Origin of the sequence: Arthrobacter sp. ERGS1:01 (assembly GCF_001281315.1) — a bacterium.
Classification (GTDB): Bacteria; Actinomycetota; Actinomycetes; order Actinomycetales; family Micrococcaceae; genus Specibacter.
This window is the reverse complement of sequence record NZ_CP012479.1, coordinates 2,398,436-2,424,290: the sequence shown is the minus strand read 5'-3', so window position 1 is coordinate 2,424,290 and position 25,855 is coordinate 2,398,436. Positions and strand designations below refer to the sequence as shown.

26 protein-coding genes are annotated in these 25,855 nt (G+C 66.6%); 15 read left to right on the top strand and 11 right to left on the bottom strand.

Features of this window, described 5'->3' with window-relative positions; genetic code table 11:
• Positions 1-48: 48 nt before the first annotated feature.
• Together AL755_RS14940 and AL755_RS24105 are read right to left on the bottom strand one after the other, a co-directional pair.
• Positions 49-837 carry a GNAT family N-acetyltransferase gene (locus AL755_RS14940; protein ID WP_054011680.1) on the bottom strand — a complete coding sequence of 263 codons (789 nt, stop codon included), beginning with the start codon at positions 835-837 and terminating at the stop codon, positions 49-51.
• 73 nt (positions 838-910) lie between these two features.
• Positions 911-1,144: an HNH endonuclease gene (locus AL755_RS24105; RefSeq protein WP_082369584.1), complete on the bottom strand. Its 234-nt coding sequence runs from the start codon at positions 1,142-1,144 to the stop codon at positions 911-913.
• 512 nt (positions 1,145-1,656) lie between these two features.
• On the opposite strand from AL755_RS24105, the gene AL755_RS14935 reads away from it, so the two are divergent.
• From AL755_RS14935 to AL755_RS14910, 6 genes are all read left to right on the top strand, one after another.
• Positions 1,657-2,673, top strand: a complete 1,017-nt coding sequence (locus AL755_RS14935) for a thiamine-phosphate kinase (protein WP_054011679.1) — start codon at positions 1,657-1,659, stop codon at positions 2,671-2,673.
• Positions 2,674-2,713: 40 nt separating this feature from the next.
• Positions 2,714-3,652, top strand: a complete 939-nt coding sequence (locus tag AL755_RS14930; protein ID WP_237762494.1) for a DAK2 domain-containing protein — start codon at positions 2,714-2,716, stop codon at positions 3,650-3,652.
• Positions 3,639-5,855 carry an ATP-dependent DNA helicase RecG gene (locus tag AL755_RS14925; protein WP_054011678.1) on the top strand — a complete coding sequence of 739 codons (2,217 nt, stop codon included), beginning with the start codon at positions 3,639-3,641 and terminating at the stop codon, positions 5,853-5,855. The genes AL755_RS14930 and AL755_RS14925 overlap by 14 nt, the downstream gene beginning before the upstream one ends.
• Positions 5,856-5,873: 18 nt before the next feature.
• Positions 5,874-6,452 carry a 16S rRNA (guanine(966)-N(2))-methyltransferase RsmD gene (gene rsmD / locus AL755_RS14920; RefSeq protein WP_054011677.1) on the top strand — a complete coding sequence of 193 codons (579 nt, stop codon included), beginning with the start codon at positions 5,874-5,876 and terminating at the stop codon, positions 6,450-6,452.
• Positions 6,453-6,665: 213 nt separating this feature from the next.
• Positions 6,666-8,060 (top strand): flotillin family protein, encoded by a 1,395-nt coding sequence (locus AL755_RS14915; protein ID WP_054013095.1) that lies wholly within the window; start codon positions 6,666-6,668, stop codon positions 8,058-8,060.
• Positions 8,035-8,298, top strand: coding sequence for a hypothetical protein (locus AL755_RS14910; RefSeq protein ID WP_107503863.1), 264 nt, complete (start codon positions 8,035-8,037; stop codon positions 8,296-8,298). Before AL755_RS14915 ends, AL755_RS14910 begins: the two co-directional genes overlap by 26 nt.
• A 699-nt stretch (positions 8,299-8,997) precedes the next feature.
• Here AL755_RS14910 and AL755_RS14905 read toward each other — a convergent pair.
• On the bottom strand, positions 8,998-9,186 hold the full coding sequence (locus AL755_RS14905; RefSeq protein ID WP_054011676.1) for a hypothetical protein: 189 nt from the start codon (positions 9,184-9,186) through the stop codon (positions 8,998-9,000).
• Positions 9,187-9,510: 324 nt separating this feature from the next.
• On the opposite strand from AL755_RS14905, the gene AL755_RS14900 reads away from it, so the two are divergent.
• The gene (locus AL755_RS14900; protein ID WP_054011675.1) at positions 9,511-10,566 is read left to right on the top strand and encodes a zinc-dependent alcohol dehydrogenase family protein; all 1,056 of its coding nucleotides are present in this window, start codon (positions 9,511-9,513) and stop codon (positions 10,564-10,566) included.
• Between the two features lie 105 nt (positions 10,567-10,671).
• Here the strand turns inward: AL755_RS14900 and AL755_RS14895 are convergent, their stop codons facing one another.
• On the bottom strand, positions 10,672-11,682 hold the full coding sequence (locus tag AL755_RS14895; RefSeq protein WP_054011674.1) for a hypothetical protein: 1,011 nt from the start codon (positions 11,680-11,682) through the stop codon (positions 10,672-10,674).
• A gap of 117 nt (positions 11,683-11,799) precedes the next feature.
• Here AL755_RS14895 and AL755_RS14890 point away from each other — a divergent pair, with 117 nt between their 5' ends.
• Complete coding sequence (locus tag AL755_RS14890) at positions 11,800-12,228, top strand: polyketide cyclase (protein ID WP_054011673.1); 429 nt, start codon at positions 11,800-11,802, stop codon at positions 12,226-12,228.
• On the top strand, positions 12,221-12,685 hold the full coding sequence (locus AL755_RS14885) for a MarR family winged helix-turn-helix transcriptional regulator (protein WP_054011672.1): 465 nt from the start codon (positions 12,221-12,223) through the stop codon (positions 12,683-12,685). The genes AL755_RS14890 and AL755_RS14885 overlap by 8 nt, the downstream gene beginning before the upstream one ends.
• 48 nt (positions 12,686-12,733) lie before the next feature.
• Here the strand turns inward: AL755_RS14885 and AL755_RS14880 are convergent, their stop codons facing one another.
• Together AL755_RS14880 and AL755_RS14875 are read right to left on the bottom strand one after the other, a co-directional pair.
• Complete coding sequence (locus AL755_RS14880; protein WP_192841622.1) at positions 12,734-13,507, bottom strand: spermidine synthase; 774 nt, start codon at positions 13,505-13,507, stop codon at positions 12,734-12,736.
• Positions 13,507-14,703, bottom strand: a complete 1,197-nt coding sequence (locus AL755_RS14875) for an aminotransferase class I/II-fold pyridoxal phosphate-dependent enzyme (protein WP_054011671.1) — start codon at positions 14,701-14,703, stop codon at positions 13,507-13,509. The genes AL755_RS14880 and AL755_RS14875 overlap by 1 nt, the downstream gene beginning before the upstream one ends.
• A gap of 224 nt (positions 14,704-14,927) precedes the next feature.
• Here AL755_RS14875 and coaD point away from each other — a divergent pair, with 224 nt between their 5' ends.
• Positions 14,928-15,443: a pantetheine-phosphate adenylyltransferase gene (coaD, locus tag AL755_RS14870; protein ID WP_054011670.1), complete on the top strand. Its 516-nt coding sequence runs from the start codon at positions 14,928-14,930 to the stop codon at positions 15,441-15,443.
• 281 nt (positions 15,444-15,724) lie between these two features.
• Here coaD and AL755_RS14865 read toward each other — a convergent pair whose 3' ends face one another.
• Both AL755_RS14865 and AL755_RS14860 read right to left on the bottom strand, forming a co-directional pair.
• Positions 15,725-16,090: a hypothetical protein gene (locus tag AL755_RS14865; RefSeq protein WP_054011669.1), complete on the bottom strand. Its 366-nt coding sequence runs from the start codon at positions 16,088-16,090 to the stop codon at positions 15,725-15,727.
• Positions 16,087-16,791 (bottom strand): hypothetical protein, encoded by a 705-nt coding sequence (locus AL755_RS14860; RefSeq protein ID WP_054011668.1) that lies wholly within the window; start codon positions 16,789-16,791, stop codon positions 16,087-16,089. The genes AL755_RS14865 and AL755_RS14860 overlap by 4 nt, the downstream gene beginning before the upstream one ends.
• 276 nt (positions 16,792-17,067) lie before the next feature.
• Between AL755_RS14860 and AL755_RS22500 the strand changes: the two genes are divergently transcribed.
• From AL755_RS22500 to AL755_RS14835, 5 genes are all read left to right on the top strand, one after another.
• Positions 17,068-17,547: a YceD family protein gene (locus tag AL755_RS22500; protein ID WP_237762493.1), complete on the top strand. Its 480-nt coding sequence runs from the start codon at positions 17,068-17,070 to the stop codon at positions 17,545-17,547.
• Between the two features lie 58 nt (positions 17,548-17,605).
• Entirely contained in the window at positions 17,606-17,809 is a 204-nt protein-coding gene (rpmF, locus tag AL755_RS14850) for a 50S ribosomal protein L32 (protein ID WP_054011667.1), read from the top strand.
• Between the two features lie 63 nt (positions 17,810-17,872).
• Positions 17,873-18,664 carry a ribonuclease III gene (gene rnc / locus AL755_RS14845; RefSeq protein WP_082369335.1) on the top strand — a complete coding sequence of 264 codons (792 nt, stop codon included), beginning with the start codon at positions 17,873-17,875 and terminating at the stop codon, positions 18,662-18,664.
• The gene (mutM, locus tag AL755_RS14840; protein WP_054011666.1) at positions 18,657-19,628 is read left to right on the top strand and encodes a bifunctional DNA-formamidopyrimidine glycosylase/DNA-(apurinic or apyrimidinic site) lyase; all 972 of its coding nucleotides are present in this window, start codon (positions 18,657-18,659) and stop codon (positions 19,626-19,628) included. Before rnc ends, mutM begins: the two co-directional genes overlap by 8 nt.
• Positions 19,629-19,879: 251 nt before the next feature.
• On the top strand, positions 19,880-20,848 hold the full coding sequence (locus AL755_RS14835) for a hypothetical protein (protein WP_054011665.1): 969 nt from the start codon (positions 19,880-19,882) through the stop codon (positions 20,846-20,848).
• A 192-nt stretch (positions 20,849-21,040) separates the two neighbouring features.
• On the opposite strand, the gene AL755_RS14830 is transcribed toward AL755_RS14835, so the two are convergent.
• The 3 genes from AL755_RS14830 to AL755_RS14820 are packed head-to-tail and all read right to left on the bottom strand — an operon-like array spanning position 21,041 to position 25,790.
• Positions 21,041-22,045 (bottom strand): NAD-dependent epimerase/dehydratase family protein, encoded by a 1,005-nt coding sequence (locus AL755_RS14830; RefSeq protein WP_054013092.1) that lies wholly within the window; start codon positions 22,043-22,045, stop codon positions 21,041-21,043.
• Positions 22,045-24,750 carry an alpha/beta fold hydrolase gene (locus AL755_RS14825; RefSeq protein ID WP_054013091.1) on the bottom strand — a complete coding sequence of 902 codons (2,706 nt, stop codon included), beginning with the start codon at positions 24,748-24,750 and terminating at the stop codon, positions 22,045-22,047. Before AL755_RS14825 ends, AL755_RS14830 begins: the two co-directional genes overlap by 1 nt.
• Before the next feature lie 14 nt (positions 24,751-24,764).
• Positions 24,765-25,790: a 3-oxoacyl-ACP synthase III gene (locus AL755_RS14820; protein WP_192841621.1), complete on the bottom strand. Its 1,026-nt coding sequence runs from the start codon at positions 25,788-25,790 to the stop codon at positions 24,765-24,767.
• Positions 25,791-25,855 lie beyond the last annotated feature (65 nt).

Below are 25,855 nucleotides of genomic sequence, written 5' to 3'. Positions count from 1 at the left end.
CCAGTGAACCGCTTGCCCAGTAAACCGCCGGCTGCGCGGGTCAGTCGGTCAGCGGGTCCATTCGTAGGGCGTCGTGGTGGAGACCTTGACCAGCCCGGAGCGCTCCAGGATGGGGCGGGAGAACTCCGTGGAGTCGCTGTGGACGAACTTCTTGCCCAGAGCCAGGGCCGAGCGGGCACGCTCCGCGGTCAGGGCCCGGTAGATGCCGCGCCTGCGGAACTCCGCCAGGGTGGCGCCGCCCCAAATGCCCACGAAGTCCGTGCCGGGCACGGGTTCCAGCCGGCCGGCGCTGACCATGCGGCCGTCCACCTCCGCGACCCACAGCTCCATGCCGTCGTTGCGGGCCAGGCGGGCCAGCAGGGCATCGGCGGTGCGCGTGTTGGTGGACTCGCCAAAGGCCTCGTCCGCCATGGCGCTCATGGCCCGCATGTCGTCGTCGCTCGTCACCTTCCGGAGCGTCACGCCGTCGGGTGTGGTGACGCCGGCGCACAGGCCCTCCAGCGGGCCCACCATGATGGATTCGGGCTCCCCAGCCACAAAGCCGTTGGCCAGCAGTGCCTCGTGCAGGCCCGGGGCATGGTCGTGGCCGCGGGCCTTCCATTCGACGTCGGAAATGGTCGGGTCGGCCACGAAATGGGCCAGCGCCTCCTCGACGAGGCTGTTGATTTCCGCGGCGCCGGCACCGGCCAGGTCCTGGTAGGTGATGAATCCGCGGCCACCGGCAAAGGTCACGAGCCGCAGGGGTCCAAGGGTGGTCACGCTTAGCGCGCTGGGGGTCTCCGCGTCGGTCCGGAGCTGGTGGTCATAGGCCTGCAGGTAACTCTGAATGTCAGTCATTGCGTTTGATCCTGTCAGCACGCGCCGGCCTCCGCAAGCGGTCCGCCCGGCCCGGACCCCGTGGCACCAGAATCTATCGACGCGTGGTCAATCCGTCAGACTTGAAACGGTTGCAGGGTCCACAAAGGATCTGCAGATTCTCGCTGGTGTTGCTGCCGCCTTTGGCCACAGGAATTATGTGGTCGAACTGCAACTCTGTGGTTGCCCCACAACCTCGGCACCTGCCCTCGTCCCTGGTCCAGATGTACTGCTTTAGATCGTCGGGAATCGATCGCCGTGCGGGCGCACTTCGCGGGGTGCTTCCCATGGCAACAGTCGCCTGGGCACGTTCGATTTGTTGACGTTGGCGTTGATTTCTCGTCACAAGCAATGCGTAAACCTGATGGGAGTTAAGCCCATCATTTTCCCAAAAGAACTTGTTCTGAAATTGCCAATATCTCCTGTCGCCGACTTGGGCCAGAAGAATCGGATGCCTTTTCTGTTTGACGGAGCGATCCGCGAATGCCTGCCTGGAGTAATGGCCCACAAGGTACGATTTCCTGCCAACGGTGACCTCGGCCGGACCCTTGCGAGTCCAAAAACCAGGCTTGTGAGCGATCCTGACATTGTCTGCCCTGCGTAGCATCCCCAAATACCTTCTTCTATACGGCTTTGAAGCCAGGATCTTGCTTCAATCAAGTGATTCTGAAAAAAGATTCTACTGGCCGCGAGCGAAGGGGTTGATCATTGGTCGGCTCGGTGACTAGGTACCTGCGGCTCCGCTGACCCGAGATCTCCCGTTCGGACGCCGGTGTCGGAGCAAGCCGCTACGGTTAAACCATGACCCTCACCGTGGACCAACTCTCCGAAGCCGAGCTCCTGGCCCGCATTTTCCCGCGCCTGCATGCCGGCACGTCCATGCTGCTGGGCCCGGGGGACGACTCCGCCATCATCGCCGCACCCGACGGCCGCACCGTCATCTCGATTGACACCCAGGTCCAGGACAAGGACTTCCGGCTCGCTTGGCCCAACGGCTACGCGACCACCGGTTTCGACGTCGGCTGGAAGGCCGCGGCGCAAAACCTCAGCGACATCAACGCCATGGGAGCCGTGCCCACGGCCCTCGTGGTCAGCCTCACCCTGCCGGGCACGACGCCGGTGGGCTGGGTCGAGGGGCTGGCCGACGGCCTGAGTGCGGCGATCGTGGCATTGGGTGCCAAATCGTGTTCCGTGGCCGGCGGGGATCTCTCCGGCGGCAGCGAAATCGTGGTCACCGTGGCTGTCACCGGATCGTTGGAAGGCCTGGCTCCCGTGCTGCGCAGCGGGGCGCGCCCGGGCGACACCGTGGCCGTCTGCGGCAACCTTGGCCTGTCGGCCGCCGGCTGGGCACTGCAGGAAAGCGGCATCGCCCCGGCGGACTATTCGCCGGCCATGCTTCGCGCCGCGGACCTTTTCAACCGGCCCGAGCCCCCGCTCCCGGCCGGACCTGCGGCGGCCCTGGCCGGCGCCACCGCCATGATGGACATCTCCGACGGCCTGCTCCGGGACGCCGGGCGGATTGCCGCGGCCAGCGGCACCCGGCTGGACCTGGACGACGTCGTGCTTGCCGAACTGGCCGCGCCGCTGGCCGAATGCGCCACGGCACTCGGGGCAGATCCGCTGCAGTGGGTGCTCACGGGCGGGGAGGACCACGGACTTTTATCCACATTCCCGGCGGGCGCTGCGCTCCCGCACGGATTCATTGGGATAGGCTCGGTTATGTCCCCCGACGCCGGCCAACCGCCGGTCACCGTGGGCGGACGGAACTTCAAAAGCGTCGTGGACGGCGCTGTGGGATGGGATCATTTTGCAGTCTAAGATTGCCGCAACTGCCCCCGTAATTCGGCGATGGCTGGCCATGGCCGAGCAGACGCTTGCCAATCACAGCGACCGGCTTAACGCCATCAACATCTACCCCGTGGCCGACGCCGACACCGGAACCAACCTGTACCTGACGGTCCGCTCGGCGTCCCAGGCCATCGCCGAGCTGGATAACCCCGACGTCGGCGCGGTCATGGCAGCCGCCGGGCGCGCGGCCATGGAACAGGCCCGCGGCAACTCCGGCACCTTGTTCTCCGTTTTCCTCAGCGCCATGGCCGAACCCCTCGCCGGCCAGAAACGGCTCAGCGCCCCGCTTGTGGCGGCCGCCCTGCACCGGGCCCAGCTGCGATCCTGGAGCGCTTTGAGCGAACCCATGCCCGGCACCATCCTCTCCGTCCTGGAAGCGGCCGCCCGCGGCGCCGCCCAGGTGGAAACCGTGCTGAACGGTGACGACTCCAACCACGCCCTGGGCAAGACGCTCGACGGCGCCGTCGCCGCCGCCCGGGAAGCCGTGGTGCTCACCGAAACCCAGCTCGGAGTGCTCGCCGAGGCGCACGTGGTGGACGCCGGCGCCGTCGGCCTGCTCCTGATCCTGGACTGCCTGCGCTCCGTGGTGGTGGGCCAGCCCATGCAGGAGGACCTGCTGGACGGATTGTCCGGCTACAAGCTCCAGGACCCCAACATCGCCCTGACCATGCCCGAACAAGCCGGCGTGGAGGTCATGTGCACCATCTACCTGACCCCGCTGGCCGCGGCCGGGCTGCGCATGCAGCTCGATGAACTCGGTGACTCCGTGATCATGAGCGCCGTCTCCGAACAGGCCGACGACGCCGGAGCGTACCCGTGGAGGGTCCACGTCCACGTGCCGTCGCCCGCCACGGCCCTCGACGCCATCCAGGCCGTGGGTGATCCAAACAACGTGAGCATTTCGGCACTGAGCCCGAACGCCGGCAACGACGCCCATGACCTCCTCTGAGCCGTCGGGCTCCCGCGCCGACCTTGGACTGGAGCTGGCCCGGCTGCTGGGCGCCGCAACAGCCGGACCGGTAGCCAAGAACCTTGGCATCAGCACAGTGGGGCAAATGCTGCACCAGTTTCCGCGCCGTTACCTGGCCCGCGGCGAACTGACCGACCTTGACCAGCTGCCCATCAACGAGGACGTCACCATCATGGCCCGGGTGGTGGAGCTGAACACCCGCTACATGCAGACCCGCAAGGGCACCATCACCGACGTCGTCATCACCGACAACTCGGGACGCCCCTCGGGGCTGCGCATCAGCTTCTTCAACGGCTACAAGGCCCAGAAGGAGCTCCGGCCCGGCACCCTTGCCATGTTTTCCGGGCACGTGAACCTGTACGGCGGCAGCAAAAGCCTGACCAACCCCGGCTACGTGCTGCTGGCCGACGACGAACTGGCCGAGCACGAGGTGGAACTGCAGGCCGCCAAACCCGTCCCGATCTACCCGGCCACGGCCAAGTTCCCCAGCTGGAAGACCGAAAAAGTCATCGAGGCGCTGCTGCCGGCCCTGGACCTGGAAAAGATCCCGGACCCCGTGCCGGCGGCCTATGCGGCGCGCGAAAAACTCATGCCGCTTGCCGATGCCTACGATCAAATCCATCGCCCGGACACCATGGAGGACTTCCCCAGGGCGCAAAAGCGTTTCCGCTACCAGGAGGCCCTGGCGCTGCAGACCTCGCTGGCACAGCGACGCCATGTGACGGTGCAGCAGGATGCCACGGGGCGTGAAGCGGTGCCCGGGGCGCTGCTGGACGCCTTTGACGCCCGGCTGCCCTACGAGCTGACGGCGGGCCAGCGGGACATCGGGAACCTGATCGCCGCCGAGGTCTCCACGGCCCATCCCATGCACCGGCTCCTGCAGGGCGAGGTGGGCTCCGGCAAGACGGTGGTTGCCCTGCGCGCCATGCTCCAGGTGGTCGACGCCGGCGGCCAGGCCGCGTTCCTGGCCCCCACCGAGGTGCTGGCCGCCCAGCACCTGCAATCGATTTCGGCACTTTTGGGCACCCTGGGCCAGGGACCCCTGCTCGGCGGCCCGCACGCCACCACCGTGACGCTGCTGACCGGTTCCATGCCGGCCGCGGCGCGTAAGAAGTCCCTGCTGGCGGCGGCGTCGGGGGAGGCGGGCATTGTGATCGGCACCCACGCCCTGCTGTCGGACAACGTCCAGTTCGCTGACCTGGGCCTGATCGTCGTGGACGAGCAACACCGCTTCGGAGTGGAACAACGCGACGCCCTCCGGTCCAAGGCCGCCAAGCCGCCGCACCTGTTGGTCATGACGGCCACCCCCATCCCGCGCACCGTGGCCATGACGGTCTTTGGCGACCTTGAGGTCTCGGAACTGGCCGAACTTCCGGCCGGGCGCGCACCCATCACCACCCATGTTGCCCCGCTGGCCGAACACCCCAGCTGGGAAGGCCGCGTTTGGGCGCGCTCCCGCGAGGAGGTCGATGCCGGCCACCAGGTGTACGTGGTGTGCCCCAAGATCGGCGACGGCGACTCGTTGGTCGAGCCCATTGAAACCCAGGGGCCCGGCGGCGACTCCCGGCCCATGGCCGCCGTGCTCGACGTCGTCGCCTACCTGCGTACGGTTCCGGTCCTGGCCGGAACCCGGATCGAGGCCCTGCACGGCCGGCTGGAATCGGCCGCCAAGCAAGGCACCATGGCTGATTTTGCCGCCGGCGACGTTGACGTGCTGGTCTCCACCACCGTCATCGAGGTGGGCGTGGACGTGCACAATGCCACCTTGATGGTGATCCTGGACGCCGACAGGTTCGGCATGTCCCAGCTGCACCAGCTGCGCGGCCGGGTGGGGCGCGGCGGGCACCCCGGAACCTGCCTGTTGGTGACCAGCCTGGAACCCGGGCACCCCAGCCGGCGGCGGCTGGCCGCCGTGGCCGCCACGATCGACGGTTTTGTCCTGGCCCGGGAGGACCTGGAACTGCGCCGCGAAGGCGACATCCTCGGCGCCCGGCAATCGGGCGGGTCCACAGGGCTGCGCATGCTCAGCGTGCTCCGCGACGAGGCCTTGATTGAACGGGCCCGGGCGGACGCCACCGAAATTGTTGAGGCCGACCCGTTGCTGGAACGGCATCCGGCCCTGAAACTTGAAATCGAATCGTACGTGAATGAAGAGAATGAGGCTTTCCTTGAACGTGGCTAGCAATGCGGAGACCGCCCGATGAGCCGGATCGTGGCCGGCGCGGCCGGCGGCATGCCGCTGACCTCGGTCCCCGGTGACGGCACCCGCCCCACCACGGACCGGGTCAAGGAGGCGCTGTTTTCCCGCCTCGAATCCATGAACATGCTCTCCGACGTGCGGGTGCTTGACTTGTACGCCGGCTCCGGCTCGCTGGGTGTGGAAAGCGCCAGCCGCGGGGCGAAGTCCGTGGAACTGGTGGAGTTCAACGAAAAGGCCGCCGCCGTCTGCCAGCGCAATGCCGAAATGGTCAACAAAGTCGTCGGTGGCAAGGTGGTTTCGGTGCAACGCTCCCGGGTGGAGTCGTTCCTGGCCCGCGTGGCCGAGGCCGGCGTCGACCAATGGGACCTGGTGTTCATGGACCCGCCGTACCCGCTGACAGAGGTGGAGCTGTCCCTGGTCCTTGAGTTGATCGGCCCGCGGCTGAGCCCCTATGGCGTGGTGGTGGTGGAACGGTCGGCCCGCACTCCGGAACCGGCCTGGCCGGCGTCGTTGCAGCTTTTCGCGGACAAGAAGTACGGTGAAACCCGGCTCTGGTTCGCCGAGCCCGCGGGGGACTGATCCCGCCCAGCGGGGTCAAGGGATCTTGCTAGGGGGCGGCCCAGTGGCATACGGTCAACGCTAAGCATTGCGCGTTACGTTGTGAGAAGCGGTCCGGGAAGTCCCGGCCCGTGATGCGCGTGTGATAACTACATAGACAGGCCGTTGGGTTTCCTTCCGTGTCGCAGCGGCGGGGCCGCTGCGACCGTTTCCTTCGTTGAAATGGACCGGATCATGGACCTTTTGCTGGCGTTCCTCCCACTGATCATCATCATTGTGGCCGTGGTGCTTTTGATCGTGGTGGTCCGGGCGGGCGTGAAGATGATGTGGCAGGTGGCCGAACCCAACGAGGCCCTGATCATCTCCGGCTTCTCGCGCGGACGGGCCGATACCGTCGACGGCATGGAGTTTCGGATCGTCACCGGCAAGGGCGCGTTCGTCATCCCCGGCCTGCAGACGGTCCGTGCACTGTCCCTGACGCTCAACGAGACCGAACTCCAGGTCAACTGCGTCACCTCCCAGGGCATCCAGGTGGTGGTCGAGGGAGTGGTGATCTTCAAGATTGGCGATTCCACCCCGTTCATCGCCAACGCCGCCCGGCGCTTCCTGGGACAGCAGGCCAAGATGGAGAGCCAGGTCTACAACGTCTTTGAGGGGCATCTGCGCTCCATCATCGGCAGCATGACGGTCGAGGAGATCATCCGCGAACGCGACAAGCTCGCCTCCCAGGTGCGCAGTGCCAGCGGCATTGAAATGGAGAAGCTGGGCCTCGTGGTGGACTCGCTGCAAATCAAGGATCTCCAGGATCCCACCGGGTACATCCAAAACCTTGCCAAGCCGCACATTGCCCAGGTGGTCATGGAGGCCCGCGTGGCCGAGGCCACCCGGAACCGTGAGGCTGCGGAGAAGGAAGCCGAGGCCGCGGCCCTGATCGCGGACGCCCAAAGCGTGTCGGCCATCAAGCAGTCGGCGGCGCAGGCGAATGCCGAGAGGGCCCGTGCCAATGCGGCCCAGGCCGGGCCGCTGGCGGATGCCACGGCGCGCCAGCAGGTGGTGGTGCAGGAAACCCAGGTCGCCATGCTCGAGGCCGACCGTGAGGAGCAGAAACTGCAAACCACCGTCCGCAAGCCGGCCGACGCCAAGGCCTACGCCCAGCGCACGGAAGCCGAGGCCCAGAAAGCGGCGGACATCAGCGCCGCCGAGGCGCGTGCCCGGAAGACCGAGCTGGAAGCGCAGGCCAATGCGACGGCGGCCTCGGCCATGGCCGGCGCCACCCGGGTCACCGGCGAGGCGGAGGCGGCCGCCACGAAGGCGCGAGGCGACGCAACGGCGTCGGCCATCAAGGCCAAGGCGCTGGCGGAGGCGGACGGCATCAAGGCCCGCGGCGAGGCGCTGAGCACCAACCAGGACGCCGTGATCTCCCAGCAACTGGCCGAAAACATGCCGGCCATCGTGGCGGCCGCGGCCGAGCCGTTCGCCCATGTTGGCCAGATGACGGTGCTCAACGGCGGCAACGGCGTCAACGAGATGGTGGGCGGGATCCTGTCCCAGGTGGGTGCCTACCTGCCGGCCCTGACCGATTCGCTGAAGAAGGGCAAAAGCGATGTCCGGCAGCCTCCCCAGCCGTAAGGACATGGACAGGTCGCTGACCGGGAAAGTGGGCCGGGTGAGCGGGCTGATCGGGCCCGGCACCGTGGGGGAGGTGATGGTTCCGTTCCACGGCGGCACCAACGCCTTCCACGCCCACCCCTATGACAAGACGAGCAGCTTCCCGGTGGGGGAGCGGGTGCTGGTCATGTACTTCGAACCGCCCAACACCGTCTACGTGGATCCGCTGCCGGAGTTTCTCAAGCACGACGACGGGTGACCGGCGCGGGTGATCGGATACACCGAGATCCCGCGTGCCGCTGGTTGGGTTGTGCGAGCCAACCGCAGCGTCGCGTGGCGAATATCGATGATTGTGTTGCTTCTAGTGCCGGGACTCACCACGGTCGTTCTCTTTTGAAGACCAAACCCGAAAGTGCTGACACGCCGAAGAGGGAGCAAAGTGCTCCCACGAAACCAGCGAACCCGTGACTCATCGGCCCGTTCACGAGGTAGAGACCGAGGCTGAGGCTGGCTACTCCAATGCCGATGCGCCACCTGCGGTTCACCTTCGGGTTTGGCTCGTATCTTGGGGCCCCGTACTTCCACGGGGTCCCTCTCACGTTTTCTGGCGGGTTCGGTTCAGGTCGGGCGGGCCCCTCAACAACGCCACCGCGTTCTCCCACCCACTGGCCAACTCCCACTTCCGGGCAGCGATCGTGCACGCTCCCTTCGATGTCCTCGAAGTCTGCAGGGGATCCCCTGTACATCATCTTCGAAAGGCTCACGTCGAAGTCCACGCGACCATCAGCCCAGTAGGCATCGTAGCGGACCACGCGTATAGGGTGATGAAGCCATCTTGAGGGTCGGATGAAAGGAGTCGCACGCACAGCGACGGGCTGATCCACGGTTTCAGGCATGAATTGATGGTTGCATATTTATTCGGTCCGTGTTCGCGCGGAGGTTTCCAGGGGCTGACGGTCTACGGTCCGTAGCGGCCCTTGCCGCGATCGATGTTCCGTCGAGCCTCCCGGATGGCCTTCGCCACGTCGGGATGCTGGGCTTCGATGTCGTTGGCGCTCTTGTCATAGCTTCGGAATGACCGGAACAACACCGGCAATAGACAAAGTATGCAGATCCCCGCGATGATCAAAATCGAAGCGATGTCCACGGAATTGCCTCCCCCTTTTAGTGGATCGAACAACAGGTCATGCGGTGGCCCTGTTCCGTTCGTCGTAGCTATGAGGCTAGCCTGTTTGAGCAGACTTCCTCGCGGGAACGCCACCGAGTCGCGGATCCGGATTGTCCGCAGTGTCCGGCCCCGGCGGTCCTTCGGTCGACGCCCTGAAAATGCCGTGGTCAACGCGGCCGGCTGTTGTGACCGGCACTGGAAGTGTGATCAGCACGTCCAAGATCTCTTCGCCCTTTGAGCAACTTTGGTGACCGATTGGAACTAAACTCGACTTCTACCCTGTCCACGACCCGAGGAACCATCATGCGCGCTACCATCATCCACGGCCCCGGCGACATCCGGGTCGAAGACCGCGAATACCCCACCATCCTGCAGCCCACCGACGCCGTCGTGAGGGTCACCGCCGCCTGTGTTTGCGGCTCCGACCTGTGGCCCTACCGCGGCGTGAAGCCGACCCACGAGCCCTCCGCGATCGGGCATGAATTCATCGGCCTTGTGGAAGGCATCGGCGACGCCGTCACCACCTTGGCCGTGGGCGACCTGGTCATCGCTCCGTTCGTGATCAGCTGCGGAAAGTGCCCGCAGTGCCTCAACGGCGTCACCGTAGCCTGCGATCACCTGGCCGGCTGGGGCGGCAAGGACGACGCCGGACTGGCGGTCGACGGCGGTCAGGGCGAGGCCGTCCGTGTCCCCCTGGCCGACTCAACACTGGTCAAGGTCCCCGGAATCACCGAGCCCGACGACGCCCTGCGCGCCAGCCTGTTGACCCTCTCCGATGTCATGGCCACCGGCCACCACGCCGCCCTCGCCGCGCAGGCCGGACCAGGCCGGACCGTCGTCGTTGTCGGCGATGGCGCCGTGGGCCTGTGCGGGGTACTGGCAGCCAAGCGTCTGGGCGCCGAACGGATTATTGCCATGTCCCGGCATGCCGACCGCCAGGCCATTGCCCGCGAATTTGGCGCCACGGATATCGTCGAAGAACGCGGGGACGACGGCGTGGCGAAGGTCCGCGAACTCCTCGGCGGGGTCCTGGCAGATTCAGTCCTGGAGTGCGTCGGCACCAAGGAATCCATGGAGCAGGCGCTGCACAGCGTCCGCCCGGGCGGGGCGCTGGGCTTTGTCGGCGTTCCCACGGGCGGTGCCGAGGTTCCTCTGCGCTACCTCTTCGACACCAACATCACCATCGGCGGCGGCATGGCCCCGGCCCGGACCTACATCCCGGAGCTGCTTGCCGACGTCCTGGCCGGCACCATCAACCCGGGCCGGGTGTTCGACGTCGTGATGCCGCTCGAGGAAGCACCCGAGGCCTACCGCGCAATGGATGAACGACGCGCCATCAAGGTCATGCTGACCCCCTAAGTGGGCCGTTTTTCCTGAAAGACTGCAGCCCCTCCGGGAGACGTTCCACGGAGGGGCTGCTGTCGTCTCACCGAACCACGCCGGCGAGATTGCCACATTGTTGGATCAGCCGTTGAGGGCCCGGTGCCGGTGATGGCGAAGCGCCAGTTGCACCGTGAGGCAGATCAGCGCGCCCGCGAGCCCGCCGCCGAATAGCAGGCCATCCACGGCAAGCGGACTCGGACTGCTGAGCAAACTGTCGTGGAATGCGAAAAGAGCGGGGCCGCTGATACAGCCCGCAACTAGCACGGGCGGCCAGAGCGACTTGAGGCCCGAGCGAGCGGGGACGATCCGCAGGAAACGGCCGGCCACCACGATGAAGGCGAAAAGCCCCGCCGCCGGAAGAGCGAAAGACAAAAGCACGAGCAGGGGCGGGTAGCCCTCGAGGAAGACCTTCGCCGCGACGAATGGAATCGCCAGCACACAAGAGAGCGCTCCGGCCGCAACAACGGGATGCGTACGAACGCGCGAGAACAACGTCTTATCTCCCCACCGCACGATCGCAACTGCCGTCCGCGGATGCCATCGCAGGCGCCAGGTGCAACCCAGGCCCAGGAAGACCATGTCCGCCAGCCAATCTGGCTGATCATCCATCCGGGCCCGTGTCCCGACGGCCCGGGTCGCAGCGACGACAAGCGTTCCGGACACGACGGTCGCCGCAGACATCGCCGCCAAAGCCGCAATCTGCCAGCCCGTCTCCGCATTCCACTGCACCCGGTGTAGGCCCAGCACGGTAGCGATCCACTCGCCGAGCTGCGTGATAGCGACGACGAGAAGAATTGCGAGGCTGAGCCGGAGCAGATCGGCGACCCTGCGGGCCGGCAGGGGCCGGTTCCGCCGGCACAGCAGCGTCCGGATTGCCCCCGCGGCCACCAGGACGGGAATGATGGCGAAGTCAAGGGAGACTAGCACGTCGAAAGGGTCGTCCTGCCAGGGCTGCCGCACGTCAAAAGCAGTAACTTCCTTGGTGGACCACGTCAGCACGGCGAACAGGATCGCCAAGCCCAGTGAGGCCATGATGGCGATGCCCGCCCGTGCGCGCACCCGATCACCAATCTCGAGCGTCGTTGCCTCCATGCGGGAATTCTACTCTTGCCAATCCGGCCCCTTCTTGAATCCAAATTCCCACGGACCTCTTGCGGCCCACAACCCCGGGGATTATAGTAAGCGCACATACTATTTGAAAGGTTCGCCATGTGGACGACAAATTATGCAGCTGAGACCACCGCCAACCCGACCGCTGTCTGGGACGCTCTCCGCGACCTCCATTCAGGAATCGCACTGGGACCCGACTCGGACAAGTTCGAGCTCCACGGTCCCTTCGCGGTTGGCACCCATCTCACGGTCACACCCCAGGGGCAGGAGCCGATGCAGTCGGTCATCGTCGAGCTGGAACCGGGCGTCGTCTATGCCGACCAGACCACGTTCGGGGACCTGCTGCTTACCTTCCGCCACGAGCTGGTGAGCACGGCTGCCGGCGGTACAGCTGTCACGCAAACCCTTGAGATCACCGGGGCTGGTTCCGACGACGTCGGCCCGGAGATCGGGCCCCAAATCAGCGCCGACTTCCCCTCCACCATGGCCGAACTCTTTGCCAGCGCCGAGAGCGGCCTGCGTGGCTGAACCGGATCTGGGTAGCCGCTTCGAGACTGCAGCCCAAAGCCCGGGCCTGGCGCTGTGGCAGGTGACGAATCGGTGGCAGGCGGTCATGCGGGCGGCGCTCAAGACCCACGACCTCACGCATGTCCAGTATGTCCTGCTGGCCTCCCTGGTATGGATGCAGGCCCATAACGGCGGGCAGCTCATTACCCAGACGGAGTTGGCCGAGTTCGCGGCCACGGACCGCATGATGACCTCCCAGGTTCTTCGCGCCCTCGAAGCCAAGCAGCTGATCAGACGGGACCACCATCCCAGCGACGGACGCGCCCGGGTGCTGTTTGCCACGGAGGCGGGCATGGGGTGCGCCCAGCGAGCCACCCGAGACGTCGAAGCAGCCGACCAGGGCTTCTTCTCGCCGCTGGGCGGAAAAACGAGCTCGTTTGTGGCCGAACTGGCGGTCCTTTCCCGCCACGAACCGTGACCGCCTCCCCGTTGGGAAGTGCCGGATCGTTGCCGCGCCGGCCACTCGCTATCCGGCGAGCTCGTCCAGTTCGATGCCGGACAGTACTGTTCCGGGGTGCGGGCCGGCTGCCAGCAGCGCGGTCGACCATTCGGACGGCCAGCCCTCGGCCCGGCCCAGCAGGATGACGTTGCCCGGGTAGCGCCGCGTGAACAGATTGGTGGTGCCGTAGGCGGCCACCCCGTTCATGGCCTCGCGCAGCGCCTGCGTCTGGCTGCTCACCAGCGTGAATCCGGGCTCGTCTCCCACGTTGACGGCCAGCACGCCGCCCGGCGCCAGCACGGCTGCCGCCTCGCGGTAGAACTCGGTGCATGCCAGGTGGGCGGGCGCCTCGGGACCGCTGAAGATGTCCAGGATGACGACGTCGAACAAGAGTCCCTCGGGAAGCTCACCGAGCGCCTCGCGGGCGTCGCCCACATGGCTGGTCAGATCGGTGCCGGCCGGCATGGGCAGGTGCTCAAGGACAAAATCGAGCAGTTCCCGCTCCAGCTCCACCGCGTGCTGGACGGAACCGGGACGGGTGGCCTGGATGTAGCGGGCCAGGGTCAGGGCGCCGGCGCCAAGGTGCAGGGCCGTGATCGGTTCCCCGGCGGGCTTCACCAGGTCCACGGCGTTGGCGATCCGGCGCAGGTATTCGTAGAACACATCTTCCGGGTGGGCCAGGTTCACCTGGGATTGTTCGGCGTTGTCGATGCTGAGCACGAACGCGTCCTCGTGCCACGGATCCTTGTCCAGGGTGGCGTGGACGCCGCTGGTGCGCAGGAACCTGCTGGCCAGCGCCATCAGAGCTTCCCCCGCAGGGTGGCGAGGCGCTCGGCGGCCTCGTTGAGCAGCGATTCCTTCTTGCAGAACGCGAAGCGGAGCAGTGATCGCGTCCGCTGGGCGCCGTCCGGGTGGCAGAAAACGGGGACCGGGATGGCGGCCACGCCAATGAGTTCGGGAAGGCGGCGGGCCAGGGCGGTCGCGTCGGTGATGCCGAGCGCGGAGGTGTCGGCGTTGATGAAATACGTGCCCTGTGAGGGCAGTACCTCCAGGCCCGCCGCCCGGAGGCCTTCGCTGAGGATGTCGCGCTTGCGCTTGAGCGTGGCGGCCGCGCCGGTGAAGAATTCGGTGTCCATACGCAGGCCGGCGGCAATGGCCGTCTGGAACGGCGTGCCTGAGGAGTACGTCAGGAACTGTTTGACGGTGCGGGCGGCGGCCACCAGTTCGGCGGGGCCGGACATCCAGCCGATCTTCCAGCCCGTGAAGGAGAACGTCTTGCCGGCCGAGGAAATGGTCAGCGTGCGGTCGGCGGCACCGGGAAGCGTGGCCACGGGTATGTGCCGGGGACCAAACGTGAGGTGCTCGTAGACCTCGTCGGTGAGGATCACGGCGTCGTACTTGATGGCCAGGCGCACTACCTCGGCCAGCACCTCCACGGGGAACATGGCGCCCGTCGGGTTGTGCGGGTTGTTGATGATGACCATCCTGGTGCGCGGGCTGAAGCTGTTCTCCAGCGTGGCCAGGTCCGGCATGAAGTCCGGGGCCAGGAGTGCGGCCGTGGTGTGGGTGGCCCCACTGAGGCCGATCATGGCGCCGTAGGAATCGTAGAACGGCTCAAAGGTGAGCACCTCGTCCCCGGCGCCCGCCAGCGACAGGACGGCGGATGCGATGGCTTCCGTGGCGCCCGTACTGATGATGACCTCGGTTTCCGGGTCCGGGGTGAGCCCGTAGAAGCGTTCCTGGTGTTCGGCGACGGCCGTGCGCAGCTCAAGGATTCCCTTGCCGGGGGCGTACTGGTTGTGGCCGGCGGCAATGGCCTCCCGGGCGATCCTGTTCAGCTCGGCCGGGCCATCCTCGTCGGGGAATCCCTGGCCCAGGTTGATCGCGCCGTGCCGGCCCGCCAGTGTGGTGATCTCCTCGAAAATGGTCACCGCCAGGGAGCCGTCGGGTCCCAAAAGGTTTGCGCCCTCCGCCGTGCGCTGCCATGGCGTGCTCATTTGCTGCTCCTTTGATGTGTGGACCGTTCTCTCCGACGACGCCGGCGCTCCGGTACCGCCTTAGAAGGGATCCCTGACGGATGTACGTCCTTGAATACGTTACCCGCCGCCACACGGGGCCGCATGCGGGCAGTCAACGGTTACCCGCCAGTACGCAACGTAATGGAACCGACATGAGGTCAAACGGCATGTTTTGGCTCCGTTCATCGGATAGATTCGTGCCTATGCGACGCGCCGTATGCCCCGGATCCTTTGACCCCATCCACAAGGGACACATTGAAGTCATAGCCCGAGCCACCGGCCTCTTTGACGAGGTCATCGTGGCGGTGTCCACCAACTATGCCAAGAAGTACAGGTTCACGTTGAACGAGCGCCTCGAAATGGCGCGGACGACTTTCTCGGCGCTGTCAGGGATCGTCGTGGAACCGATGGGGGAGGGGCTGCTCTCCGATTACTGCCACGCGCGCGGGGTGTCCGCCATCGTCAAGGGGCTGCGGTCGTCGTCGGACTTCGACTACGAGCTGCCCATGGCCACCATGAACCGGCAGCTTTCCGGGGTGGAGACCGTGTTCCTGCCCGGCGACAGCCGCTACCTGCACCTGTCCTCCACGCTCATCAAGGAGGTCCACTCGCTGGGTGGGGACGTGGCCGACTTTGTGCCGCGCGCCGTGCTGCGCCGCCTCCAGGGCGACGTCGGCCCCGACACGCGCCCGGTGCCCCTGATCCCGCCGAGCCTGTAACCCATCGCCGCGTCGAGTTAACCTGCAACTATGCGCCACTTTGAAAGTGGCGCATAGTTCGCTGCAAACTCAACGCAGGAGTCATGGGGGTTGGCGCGAATCCGAAGGCTTTGGCCTGAACTCTGTCCCGGACAGCGGCACATAAGCGTAGTATTCGGCGCCGGGCTCCCGCGAAAGCGCCAAGAGCCTGACCCGTTCGGCGCAAAACTCGCGACCGGTCTTACGCGGAACACTGTTCTGCGCAGGATTCGCCACCGGTTCAACGCGGAACGGTTCGGCCGTCAGTCGAGTCCTGGCGGATTCGGCCTAAACTCCGTCCCGGACAGCGGCGCATAGGCGTAGTATCCGACTCCGGGCTCCTGAGAAAGCGCCAAGAGCCTGACCCGTTCAGCGTCCGCGGCCGCCGCAATTCTGCGGAAAGTGTCCGCCGCCAAGGGGCTGCCTGCCGGGGATCGCGAGGCGAAGACGCGCACGGGAACCCCCAGCTCGTAGCTCTGGAACTCCACCTCAAACCCCTGGCCAAGTTCGTCCGCAAGGCGTTCCGCCACACCATTTCCCGCGGCCGTGAAATCCGCGGCGACGGCCGGCGACTTCCACGCCCATTCCGGAGTCAAGGACTGGTAATAGGAATCCTCCCAGTCCGTCATTTGCTCCACGAGTTCGGCAGGCAGCCCGGAATCGGCGTGGGGATGGGCTCGTGGAACCACAGCACTGTCCCTGCGCAATCGGGGTAAACGTGGATCCGCACCACCGGTTCTGTATCGCCGGTGGTCTCACCTTGCATGGCGACGTCCGCAGAAGGCGCCGTCTCCAACCCGACCACCACCCCGGTCACCAGCATCTGCGGCGAGCCGTGCCGTTCCTGAGGTCCAAGCCGCTCGCCATAGGAGCCCAGCGGTCGAAATTGCTGCTTGTGTTCCGGTGCCGGAATCCACGATCCGGAACCGGGTGAGTCAAGGACATACAGCAGGGAGGACTCCACCAGTGACGTGACAATTCCGTGCGCGGGCCGGAAGCCTCGCGGCGCGAACCCGTAGTCATCGGAGCGGACGATGCCCGTCACTGTCACCTGGCCGCTGACCGCCTGCGCAGGCCGCCAGTAGAAGGAAACGTCGCCGCAGCGCAGCTCAGTGGGGAAGGTCTCCGGATCCGCACGGTCGCCGGAGGGCAACGGGATGGCCGTTCCCCTGAGCGTGGTTTCCTGTCCAAAGCAGCCATAGTCCTCCCCGGCGTCGCCGTCGTCGGCTGCATGAAAGATCAGCACATGCTCAAGGGAACGCCCCAGGGCTGGGACCGGCAGATCGCCGTCGTCAATCTGCCAGCTGGGGATGTACACCGAAATCCGCATGTGCCCAATCTAAGCCCGCCGCGCCTGAGAGTTACATCACGCGCGGCATGCCATGATGGAGTCGACTCATCTGCCGTAACTGTCGTAGACTGGATAAGGCCGAATTGGCTTAGGTAAGCACTCGTTTTGATGCCCGTGATTATTCGGGCTAAGATGGTGCGTCGGTCATATGTTCATTCAGGAGTTCTCATTAGCGCAACCACGTTGGGCAACAAGTCCAACCATGGCACGCCCCTCACCATTGGTGTAAGGGAGCTTGGGCGAAGCCCGGGCAGCATGCGAACTTTCAATGAACGTGTACCTGTACCAGAGGATTTTGGTACCCCGCTCATCAAGGTGATTCCCGGAACCGAATTGGATCTGGAACTCCGTTTTGAGTCTGTCCATGAGGGAATCCTGGTTTCCGGAAGCGTGCTGGTCGATGTGACCGGCGAATGCTCCCGTTGCCTGGAGACCTTCGAGGATGAGCTTGAAGTTGATGTGCAAGAACTTTTCTTCTACGAGGAACCGCCCGCGGACTTCCTTGAACAAGAAGAAGATCAGCAACGTTGGGTCGAGCACGATTCTATCGATCTTGAACCGGTGTTGCGGGACGCAGTGGTAACCGCCCTGCCGTTCCAGCCGGTGTGCCGGGAAGACTGTGAGGGTCTGTGTTCCGAATGTGGAATTCTCCTCGCAGATGAGCCGGGGCACCACCACGAGGTCTCTGATCCTCGGTGGGCTGCCCTACAGGGCTTTACCGGCGAAGAAAACTAGCAAAAAGTTTCAACTCACGGGCACACGCCAGTGAGTTATCGAGAGAAAAGAGTTTGCCGTGGCTGTTCCCAAGCGGAAGATGTCCCGTGCCAATACGCGCGCACGCCGTTCCCAGTGGAAGGCCACCGCGCCTGCTCTGGTCAAGACCATCGAAAACGGCGAGGTTGTTTACAGCCTGCCGCACCAGGCCAAGGTCGTCACCGACTCCGCCGGTACCGCACTGTTCCTGGAATACAAGGGCCGTAAGGTTGCCGATGTCTAAGACGTCCGTTCGGCCGACCGGCCGTTCGTAAGTTGGTAAGAATAATTTTTGCAGGAGTTGCTTGTGTCCTCAGATCCGGAATCCCCGAAGCTTGAGGATGGGCACAAACTGCTGTTGAAGCGTCTCGGTGTCTCTATTGATGCCGGGACGCTTCGTCTTGCCCTCACGCACCGTTCCTACGCATACGAGAACGGTGGCATCCCCACGAACGAGCGCCTCGAGTTCCTCGGCGACTCCATCCTGGGCTTCTCCGTCACGGACGCACTGTACCGCGACAACCCCACACTTCCCGAGGGCGAGCTGGCCAAGCGCCGCTCCGCCGTCGTCTCCACCCGCGCCCTGGCCGGCATTGCCCGCAGCCTCGGCGTGGGCGAATTCATCTATCTGGGCCAGGGCGAACGCCTCACCAAGGGCCGAAACAAGTCCTCGATCCTGGCCGACACCATGGAATCCCTGATCGGCGCCACCTACTTGGATAACGGCATCGAGGTGGCCCGCGAGCTGGTCATGCGCCTCGTGGGACCGCTCCTGGCCGATGCCGACGTCCTGGGCGCAGGCACCGACTGGAAGACCAACATCCAGGAAATCTCGGCAGCCCGGCACCTGGGCGGCATCTCCTACGAAATCACCGGCACCGGCCCCGACCACGACCGCAGCTTCGAGGCCCGCCTGCTCATAGGCGGCCACCACTTTGGCACCGGCACGGGCCCGTCAAAGAAGGAAGCCGAGCGCGCCGCCGCCGCCGCCGGCTGGACGGTCCTGCAGGAACGCTTTGCCCCCAAGGATGCCACTGCCGTTTCCAAGCACGACGCCCGAACCTCCACTGCGCCGCCTGCAACCGGGAACGATGCCTGAACTTCCCGAAGTTGAGGTGGTCCGCCGCGGTCTGGCCAGTTGGGTCGCCGGGCGGACGATCACCGACGTCGCAGTGCCGGACCCCCGCTCCATCCGACGGCACGCCCTCGGCGCGGAGGACTTCCGCGGCAACCTCATAGGCGCCACCGCCCAGGATGTGGTGCGCCGCGGCAAATTCCTCTGGTTGCCGCTGCGCGATACCCCCGACGATGCTGCAACTCCGCCCCACACGGCGCTCGTGGCGCACCTGGGCATGAGCGGACAGCTGCTCATGGAATCCGCCGAGCAGCCCCACGAGAAACACTTGAAAGTACGGCTCACGTTGTCCCCGCGCCCGGACGCCCCCGGTGAACTGCGCTTCGTGGACCAGCGGATCTTTGGCGGGCTGTTCGTGACGTCCCTGGTGCCCACCTCCGACGGCGGCCCGGGCGGCTGCGGCATGGGCCCCTCCGGTGCGCCCGAGGGCGGCTGGCCGTTGATCCCGGCTGAGGCGGCACATATTGGCCGTGACCCTTTGGACCCGTTCTTCTCGGTGACGGAGCTGCATAAGAGGTTCCGGGCCAGGAAGACCGGCCTCAAGCGGGCGCTCCTTGACCAGGGGCTCGTCTCGGGCATTGGCAACATCTACGCCGACGAGGCCTTGTGGCTGGCCCGAATGCACTATGCCCGCCCCACGGATACCCTGCGACTGCCGGACACTGAGCGCATCATCCACGCCGCCCGCGACGTCATGTCCCGGGCACTGGACGCCGGCGGCACCAGTTTCGACTCGCTGTACGTCAACGTCAACGGCGCCTCCGGCTACTTCTCCCGCTCCTTGAACGCCTACGGGCGCGAGGGCGAGCCCTGCCCGCGCTGCGAATCACTGGGCTTGTCCACCAGGATCCGCCGGGACAGCTTCATGAACCGGTCCTCCTACAGCTGCCCCGTCTGCCAGCCCAAGCCCCGCAACGCCCGGCTCTAGGCGCCCGGGCCGGCGACCAACACTGCTTTTGTTGCCGAGAACTGACATACCGTCCCTGGCCGCGGACATAAAGCCAGTGTTCGGCCGGCAAAGCAGTTCTCGGTGAGGATTGCAGCTTTCGGCGCGGCGGGCGCGGCCCGGGTGCACGTCGCGCGGCATCTTGGATAACCTAGGCGCCTGAACGCCGGCGTTGTCCACATTCGGCCCCAGCGTCCTTGTTTGACATGTGGAGTTTGGCGAGACTGACATGCATGGACAAGGCGGAGCTGGGCGGACTTTTCGGCGCGAACTGGCCGAGCGGACGGACCATCGTCACGGGCAGTCAGCTTGGCGAGGCCGGGCTTGGCCGCCGCGTGCTGGCGGGCGGGGTCAAACACGGGCTCCTCCACCAACCCTGGCGCGGAGTCTACATTCCCCGGCACCTCTGGCTCGCCCTTCCACCGTGGGAACAGGACCGGTGCGCGCTGGTGGCCCACGCCGTGGCGGGCCGGGGAGTGCACGTCTATACACACTTCAGCGCGGCTCTGCTGCATGGTTTGACCGTGTGGGGTCGCGGCCGAGAGGTCCACGTCAACATCCCTCATCAGTCCTCGCCCTCGCGCCAACCTGCGGACGTCCACCACCATGTGGCCGCTCTGGGCTCCCAGGACGTGACCACGTTGTTGGTGCCCGACGCCGGCGCCGTCCGGCTGACCACCCTGGAACGCACCGTGGTGGACTGCGCCATGGCAGCCCGCTTTGACCAAGCGGTCGTGATTGGCGACAGTGCACTGGCCCGGGGCGTCGACCCGGCCAGGCTGCAGGAAACGCTGCTGACCATGGAGGGTCGGCGCGGCGTTCGGAAAGCACGCAGGGTCTTGGCGGCCCTCAACGGATCGAGCGAATCCGCCGGGGAGTCCCGCACCCGGCTGATCATTGCGGAGCTTCCCGTGGAGATGCCCGAACTCCAAATCACTGTCTTCGTCAATGGGCGCGAGTACAGACCGGATTTCGCGTGGCGGGACCGCAAGTTGATCGTGGAGTTCGACGGCGACACCAAGTACTTTGACTTCGGACCCACGGCTCGGGCCCTCGTGGACGAACGCGAACGCGAAAGCGCCCTCATCGAAGCCGGCTGGCATTTTGTACGAATCAAGTGGAAGCACCTGGAGCGCCCCGACGAGGTCAAGGCACGGATCCTGGCCGCCTACCAGGCATCCCGGCGCAACGAGGCGGCCTGAGGGGCGCGCAAAGCAATTACCTGCTGCGCGTAACCGGGCTGATTGCGGGCTTCACATCTCGAGAACTGCTTTTATTGCCGAGAACTGGATCGGAGTGCCGAACTGGGGACACAACGTCAGGGTTCGGTCGGAAAAGCAGTTCTCGGCGGGGATAGCAGCTTTCGGTGCCAAAACGGGCGCCGCGAAAACGCCTCAGCGCTTGTAGTACGCCGCCAGCCGGGCCAAACCCTCGTCGAGTGAGACGGGCGGGATCCAGTCGAGGACCTCGCGGGTGTGCCGCTGGTCGAACCAGTGCGCGGTGGAGAGCTGTTCGGCCAGGAACCGGGTCATGGGAGGTTCGTCCGTGACCCAGCCGCGCGTACCGGCCGCCGTCCAGGCCTTCTCAATGACCGACCCGGCACCGCGGGCCAGCCAGCCCGGCACCGTGAACGCCGGGGCGGGAACGCCGGCGGCCTCGCAGATCCCGGCAATCAGTTCGCCCACCGGACGGGGTTCGCCGTTGGTGACCACCAGGGCCTGGCCGTGGGCGTGATCCATGCGCTCGAGCCCGCGCACAATGGCCTCGGCCGCGTTGTCCACGTAGGTCGTGTCGATCAGGGCGCGGCCGCCGTCAAGCAACGGCAGCCGGCCGGCGCGGGCGCGCTCCACGACGCGCTCCACGAGCTGGGTGTCGCCCGGACCCCACACAATGTGCGGGCGGATGGCCGTGACACGGAATTCCGGGGAGTCCTCGGCGAGAGCGAGCTGTTCGGCCGTGGCCTTGGAACGGGCGTAAAAGCCGCGCGCCCGTTCGGGATCGGCGGCCCCTGCGCCGGCCCCCACAATCGAGGAGCCAAAATGGGCCACCGACGGTGAGGACACAAACACGAAGTCGCGCACGCCCGCGTGCCGGGCCGCGGCGAGCAGTTGGCGGGTGCCCACGATGTTCGTGGCCACGAACTCGCTCCACTCGCCAGTGAAGGAAACCTTCGCCGCCAGGTGGATCACCGCATCCATGCCGGCAACCGCCCGCGCTGCAACGTCGGGATCGGCCACCGAACCCTGCACGGATTCCCAGGGGTCGTGCACCACGCTGCGCTGCAGGGAACGGACACTGCGGCCGCGTTCGTGCAGCAACGCTGCGACGGCACGGCCCAGCAACCCGCTTGTCCCGGTGACCAGGACCCGCAGCGGCACCGTGCCCTGTGAGCCCGCCATCAGGGCCGTCCGGGTTTCCCGCCCGAGAGCATGGCCGAGGCCCACGCACCCAGGGCTGCCCGGTCGATCTTGGAATTGTGCCGGATGTCCGTGGGCATGGCGTCAATGACCAACACGGCGGATGCCTCAAGACCCTCGGCGCGGACGGCGGTGCGGACGGTGGCGGCCAGCGCGGTCTCGGCAAGGCCCGAGCGCTTGGCGGGCGGCTCGGTCTCCACGATCACCACGGCGGCCTGCGTCCCGGCGGGACCAACCCCGACGACGGCGGCGCGGGCCACCCCAGGCACCCGTTCGGCGGCTTGTTCGCCGGCAACGGGGGTGCGGACGCCGTGGGCCGTGGTCAGCAGATGGGCCAGCCGGCCTTCCACCCACAGGCGCCCGTCGGCGTCGAGATGGCCCACATCGCCGGTGCGGTGCCAGCCGGGAATCGAGGCACTGTTTTCCTGCGTGATCCACAGGCGGTCGTAACGGTCCTTCACGTGCGGGGCGCTGACCAGGATCTCCCCCGTCACCGACGCCTGCGCGGTGGGCTCGGCCGCCACGGTCCCGTCGCTGTTCACGGGCGCAATGGCCACCGTGGCGCCGCTGACCGGCAGGCCCACGCAGACCCCGTTGCCGGAGCCCGCCGCGTGAATGCCGGGCAGGTCGATGTCCGTCACCGGCAGCGCCTCGGTCATGCCGTAGGGGGTGTGCAGGGAGGCCGCCGGAACGAGTTCCTGCACCCGGTCCAGGAGCGTGGCCGCCAGGGGGGCGCCCGCGGAAAGCAGGAGTTCGACGCCGGCCAGGGCCTTTTGTTGGGCCGGCGACAGTGCCGCCACGGTCGCCACCACGTTGACGAGGGCGGCCGGTGAGGCAAAGACCACCGTGGCGTCAATGGCCTCAGCGGCATCTGCCAGGGCGGCCGCCGTCAGGGTGCGCGGCGCGGTGACGTCCATGTCCGGGGTAACGGACGTGGCGCCCAGGGCCGGACCCAGCAGGGCAAACGGGGCAAAGCCGGCCACGAGCGCGGTGCCCTCCGCCAACTTGTAAGTGTCCTTGAGGGTGTCGCGCATGGCGGCGAGTTGCCGGTGCGTGTAGACCACGCCCTTGGCAGGTCCCGTGGAACCGGAGGTGAACAACACGGCGGCGTCCGCGTCGGGGGAGGCCGGTGGCAGGGCCACGGCACCGCCGGCGAGCCGGACCACCCGGCCGTTGGCCAACAGCTGCGGGACCGTGGCGGCTACGTTGAGCATCTTGGCCTTGGCCAGGATGGCCGCATGGGAACCGCTGAAATCGGCCGCAGCGATCTTCACTCCCGGCCAGTTGTACAGGCGCGCGCCGGCCAGGGCACGTTCAATGCCGATCAGGAAGTCCGGACCGGCACCCTTGATGGCGCGGCCCAACCCTGCCGTGCCCAGCCCGGCGTCGGCCACAACAATCACGGCACCCAGGCGCAGGCAGGCATAAATAAGGGTGGTCAGCTCGATGCCGGGCGGCACCAGCAGGCTGACCCGGTGCCCGGAACGGACCCCCAGGTCGGCGAGGCCGGCGGCGAGGTCGTCCACGTCGCGCACCAGTTCGGACCAGCTGCGGGTGCGGGGTTCGGAACCGGCGGACGGCATGTCCACCACGGCCACGGACGTGTCCTCGCGGCGGGCGTCCAGCTCGGCCAGCATGGGCCGGTACGGCGTGGCAGTGGCGGGGTCGGCAGTGGCGGGTTCTTCGGCGGGTCTCGACGCGGCTCGACCACCGGCGTCGGAGGCCAGGACGTTCTTGGCCAGCCAGGCGAACGCGGGGGCGGCGATGTCCCGGTCCTCCTGGACCAGGTGGCTGGCGCCCTCAAAGCGGTGCACATCGGCTTGGGGGAGCCGGGTGAGCAGGTCGCGCAGGTACCTGTCGGAGAAGACGGGGTCCTTGGGGCCCCACAGCATGAGCGCCGGGACATCCAGGGTGCGGATGCCGGAGGACACCTCGTCCAGGGCGGCCCACGACGGATGCATCGGGGTGGCCGGAATGTCGGCCACGAAGTTGCCCACACCGGAGCGGCGCAGGGCCGTGCGGTAGGGGGCCATGAACGCGGCCCGGACCTCGGGTGCCAGGGCGGGTTGCGCCAAACCGTGGGTGACGCGCAGGAACGTTGCCGACGTCGTCGTGCCCCAGGAGTGGACGGCCGGGTGCAGGGCCAGTTTCAGCGCCGGCGGCAGCGTAAAGCCCGCCGGGTGGACGGCCGTGTTGGTCAGCACAACGCCGGCCAGCTGCGAGCGGTGCCGGGTGGCCCAGCCGAGGGAGATGATCCCGCCCCAGTCGTGACCCACCGTGGTCACCGGGCCGGAGAGCCCCAGTGCTTCGGTGAGGTCGCCGAGGTCGGTGATGCGGTCCTCGAGGCGGCGGAACGTGCCCGTCCGTTCGGAGAAGCCCATGTCCAGCTGGTCGACGGCGATGACGCGCCACGGTCCGCCGGCCGCCAGGGTCTGCGGGGACGTGGCGCCGGCCAGCAGGCTGCGCCACAGGTATGACCACGTCGGGTTGCCGTGCACGCACAACAGCGTGCCCACGGGCTCAAGGCCCGTGGCGGCAACGTCGGCGGCGTTGTCCAAAAAGTGCCATTGGCGCCGGATGCCGGGGGAGTCGACCGCGGCCGTGGACGGCACGGACAACGTCCGGCGCCAGCTGGAGCGCACGCCGGGCCACGGATCGGTACTGCCAAATTCGGTTCTGTCAACCACGGGTGAAATCTCCGCTACCACGCAATTTCCATCATGGCCGTGTTGAGTCCCGAGCCGACGCCCATGCACAGCACGCGGTCGCCGGGGTTCAGGCTTTGCGCCTCCTGCGCCAGCGTCATGGGCAGGGATGCCGGGCCCACATTGCCCCACTTGGGGAACGTGATCGGCACCTTGCTGCGCACCAGGTTGACGGCCTTGATGATGGCGTTGGTGTACGAGTTGGAGACCTGGTGGGTCACGTAGCGGTCCATCTTGCGCCAGTCCCAGCCGTCGGTGTGGGCTTCGTCCCAGGCGTTGGTGACCAGTTCCAGGCCGTTGTCCAGCAGGCCCTTGGTGTCGGTGAACATGCCGTCGGGGCCGCCCACGCACAGTTCGTGGTGTTCGGTGCCGGCGCGGGAGACGCCACCGAGGATCCGGTGTCCGCCCGGGTGCAGGTCCGCCGGGCCGATCACGGCTGCCGCGGCGCCGGAGCCCAGGGTCAGGGTGGCAAATTCGCGCAGGTAGTCCTCGCGGGTGGACGTTGCCGCGTTCAGGCGGCGGAACGTGGTTTCCTGGGTGGCCTGGGCGTCCTCGCCGGCCACGATCAGGGCGTACTTGATCTGCCCGGAGTCGATCATGTTCGCGGCCAGGGTGATGCCGTTGACAAAGCCCAGGCACGCGTTGGCCAGGTCGAAGTTCATGGCCGAGGACGGCAGGCCCAGTCCGTTGTGGATCTTCACGGCAACCGAGGGCTCAAGGTTGCGGCGGGTCACGGAGGTGTTGATCAGCAGGCCCACCTGGCCGGGCTCGATGCCGGCCTCGGCGAGGGCCTTGGCGCCCGCCTCGATGGCGGCGTCGTCGAACTCGGTGCCCGGCGCCCACCAGCGGCGCTCCTCCACGCCGGCGACGCGCTCCAGCAGGCGTTTGGACAAACGCAGCCGTTTCAGGCTCGGGGCCAGGCGCTCATCAAAGTCCGAGGAGCTGACCACCACGGGTGCCTCGACGCTGGTAACTGCGAGCAAGGCAGTGTTGTGGTGACGAAAGGTTGCGTTGCCGATCAAATTCCAGCCTTTTTCTTCTATGTTCCGCAGTGCCCGGGTACCGAACAACCGGTCTAAAATGGCCG

What these genes read in the sequence shown, in the direction of transcription:
- AL755_RS14940 (WP_054011680.1), bottom strand. Translation starts at nt 837, where the DNA reads ATGACTGACATTCAGAGTTACCTGCAGGCCTATGACCACCAGCTCCGG.
- AL755_RS24105 (WP_082369584.1), bottom strand. Translation starts at nt 1,144, where the DNA reads ATGGGAAGCACCCCGCGAAGTGCGCCCGCACGGCGATCGATTCCCGAC.
- AL755_RS14935 (WP_054011679.1), top strand. Translation starts at nt 1,657, where the DNA reads ATGACCCTCACCGTGGACCAACTCTCCGAAGCCGAGCTCCTGGCCCGC.
- AL755_RS14930 (WP_237762494.1), top strand. Translation starts at nt 2,714, where the DNA reads ATGGCCGAGCAGACGCTTGCCAATCACAGCGACCGGCTTAACGCCATC.
- AL755_RS14925 (WP_054011678.1), top strand. Translation starts at nt 3,639, where the DNA reads ATGACCTCCTCTGAGCCGTCGGGCTCCCGCGCCGACCTTGGACTGGAG.
- rsmD (WP_054011677.1), top strand. Translation starts at nt 5,874, where the DNA reads ATGAGCCGGATCGTGGCCGGCGCGGCCGGCGGCATGCCGCTGACCTCG.
- AL755_RS14915 (WP_054013095.1), top strand. Translation starts at nt 6,666, where the DNA reads ATGGACCTTTTGCTGGCGTTCCTCCCACTGATCATCATCATTGTGGCC.
- AL755_RS14910 (WP_107503863.1), top strand. Translation starts at nt 8,035, where the DNA reads ATGTCCGGCAGCCTCCCCAGCCGTAAGGACATGGACAGGTCGCTGACC.
- AL755_RS14900 (WP_054011675.1), top strand. Translation starts at nt 9,511, where the DNA reads ATGCGCGCTACCATCATCCACGGCCCCGGCGACATCCGGGTCGAAGAC.
- AL755_RS14895 (WP_054011674.1), bottom strand. Translation starts at nt 11,682, where the DNA reads ATGGAGGCAACGACGCTCGAGATTGGTGATCGGGTGCGCGCACGGGCG.
- AL755_RS14890 (WP_054011673.1), top strand. Translation starts at nt 11,800, where the DNA reads ATGTGGACGACAAATTATGCAGCTGAGACCACCGCCAACCCGACCGCT.
- AL755_RS14880 (WP_192841622.1), bottom strand. Translation starts at nt 13,507, where the DNA reads ATGGCGCTGGCCAGCAGGTTCCTGCGCACCAGCGGCGTCCACGCCACC.
- AL755_RS14875 (WP_054011671.1), bottom strand. Translation starts at nt 14,703, where the DNA reads ATGAGCACGCCATGGCAGCGCACGGCGGAGGGCGCAAACCTTTTGGGA.
- coaD (WP_054011670.1), top strand. Translation starts at nt 14,928, where the DNA reads ATGCGACGCGCCGTATGCCCCGGATCCTTTGACCCCATCCACAAGGGA.
- AL755_RS14865 (WP_054011669.1), bottom strand. Translation starts at nt 16,090, where the DNA reads ATGACGGACTGGGAGGATTCCTATTACCAGTCCTTGACTCCGGAATGG.
- AL755_RS14860 (WP_054011668.1), bottom strand. Translation starts at nt 16,791, where the DNA reads ATGCGGATTTCGGTGTACATCCCCAGCTGGCAGATTGACGACGGCGAT.
- AL755_RS22500 (WP_237762493.1), top strand. Translation starts at nt 17,068, where the DNA reads ATGCGAACTTTCAATGAACGTGTACCTGTACCAGAGGATTTTGGTACC.
- mutM (WP_054011666.1), top strand. Translation starts at nt 18,657, where the DNA reads ATGCCTGAACTTCCCGAAGTTGAGGTGGTCCGCCGCGGTCTGGCCAGT.
- AL755_RS14835 (WP_054011665.1), top strand. Translation starts at nt 19,880, where the DNA reads ATGGACAAGGCGGAGCTGGGCGGACTTTTCGGCGCGAACTGGCCGAGC.
- AL755_RS14830 (WP_054013092.1), bottom strand. Translation starts at nt 22,045, where the DNA reads ATGGCGGGCTCACAGGGCACGGTGCCGCTGCGGGTCCTGGTCACCGGG.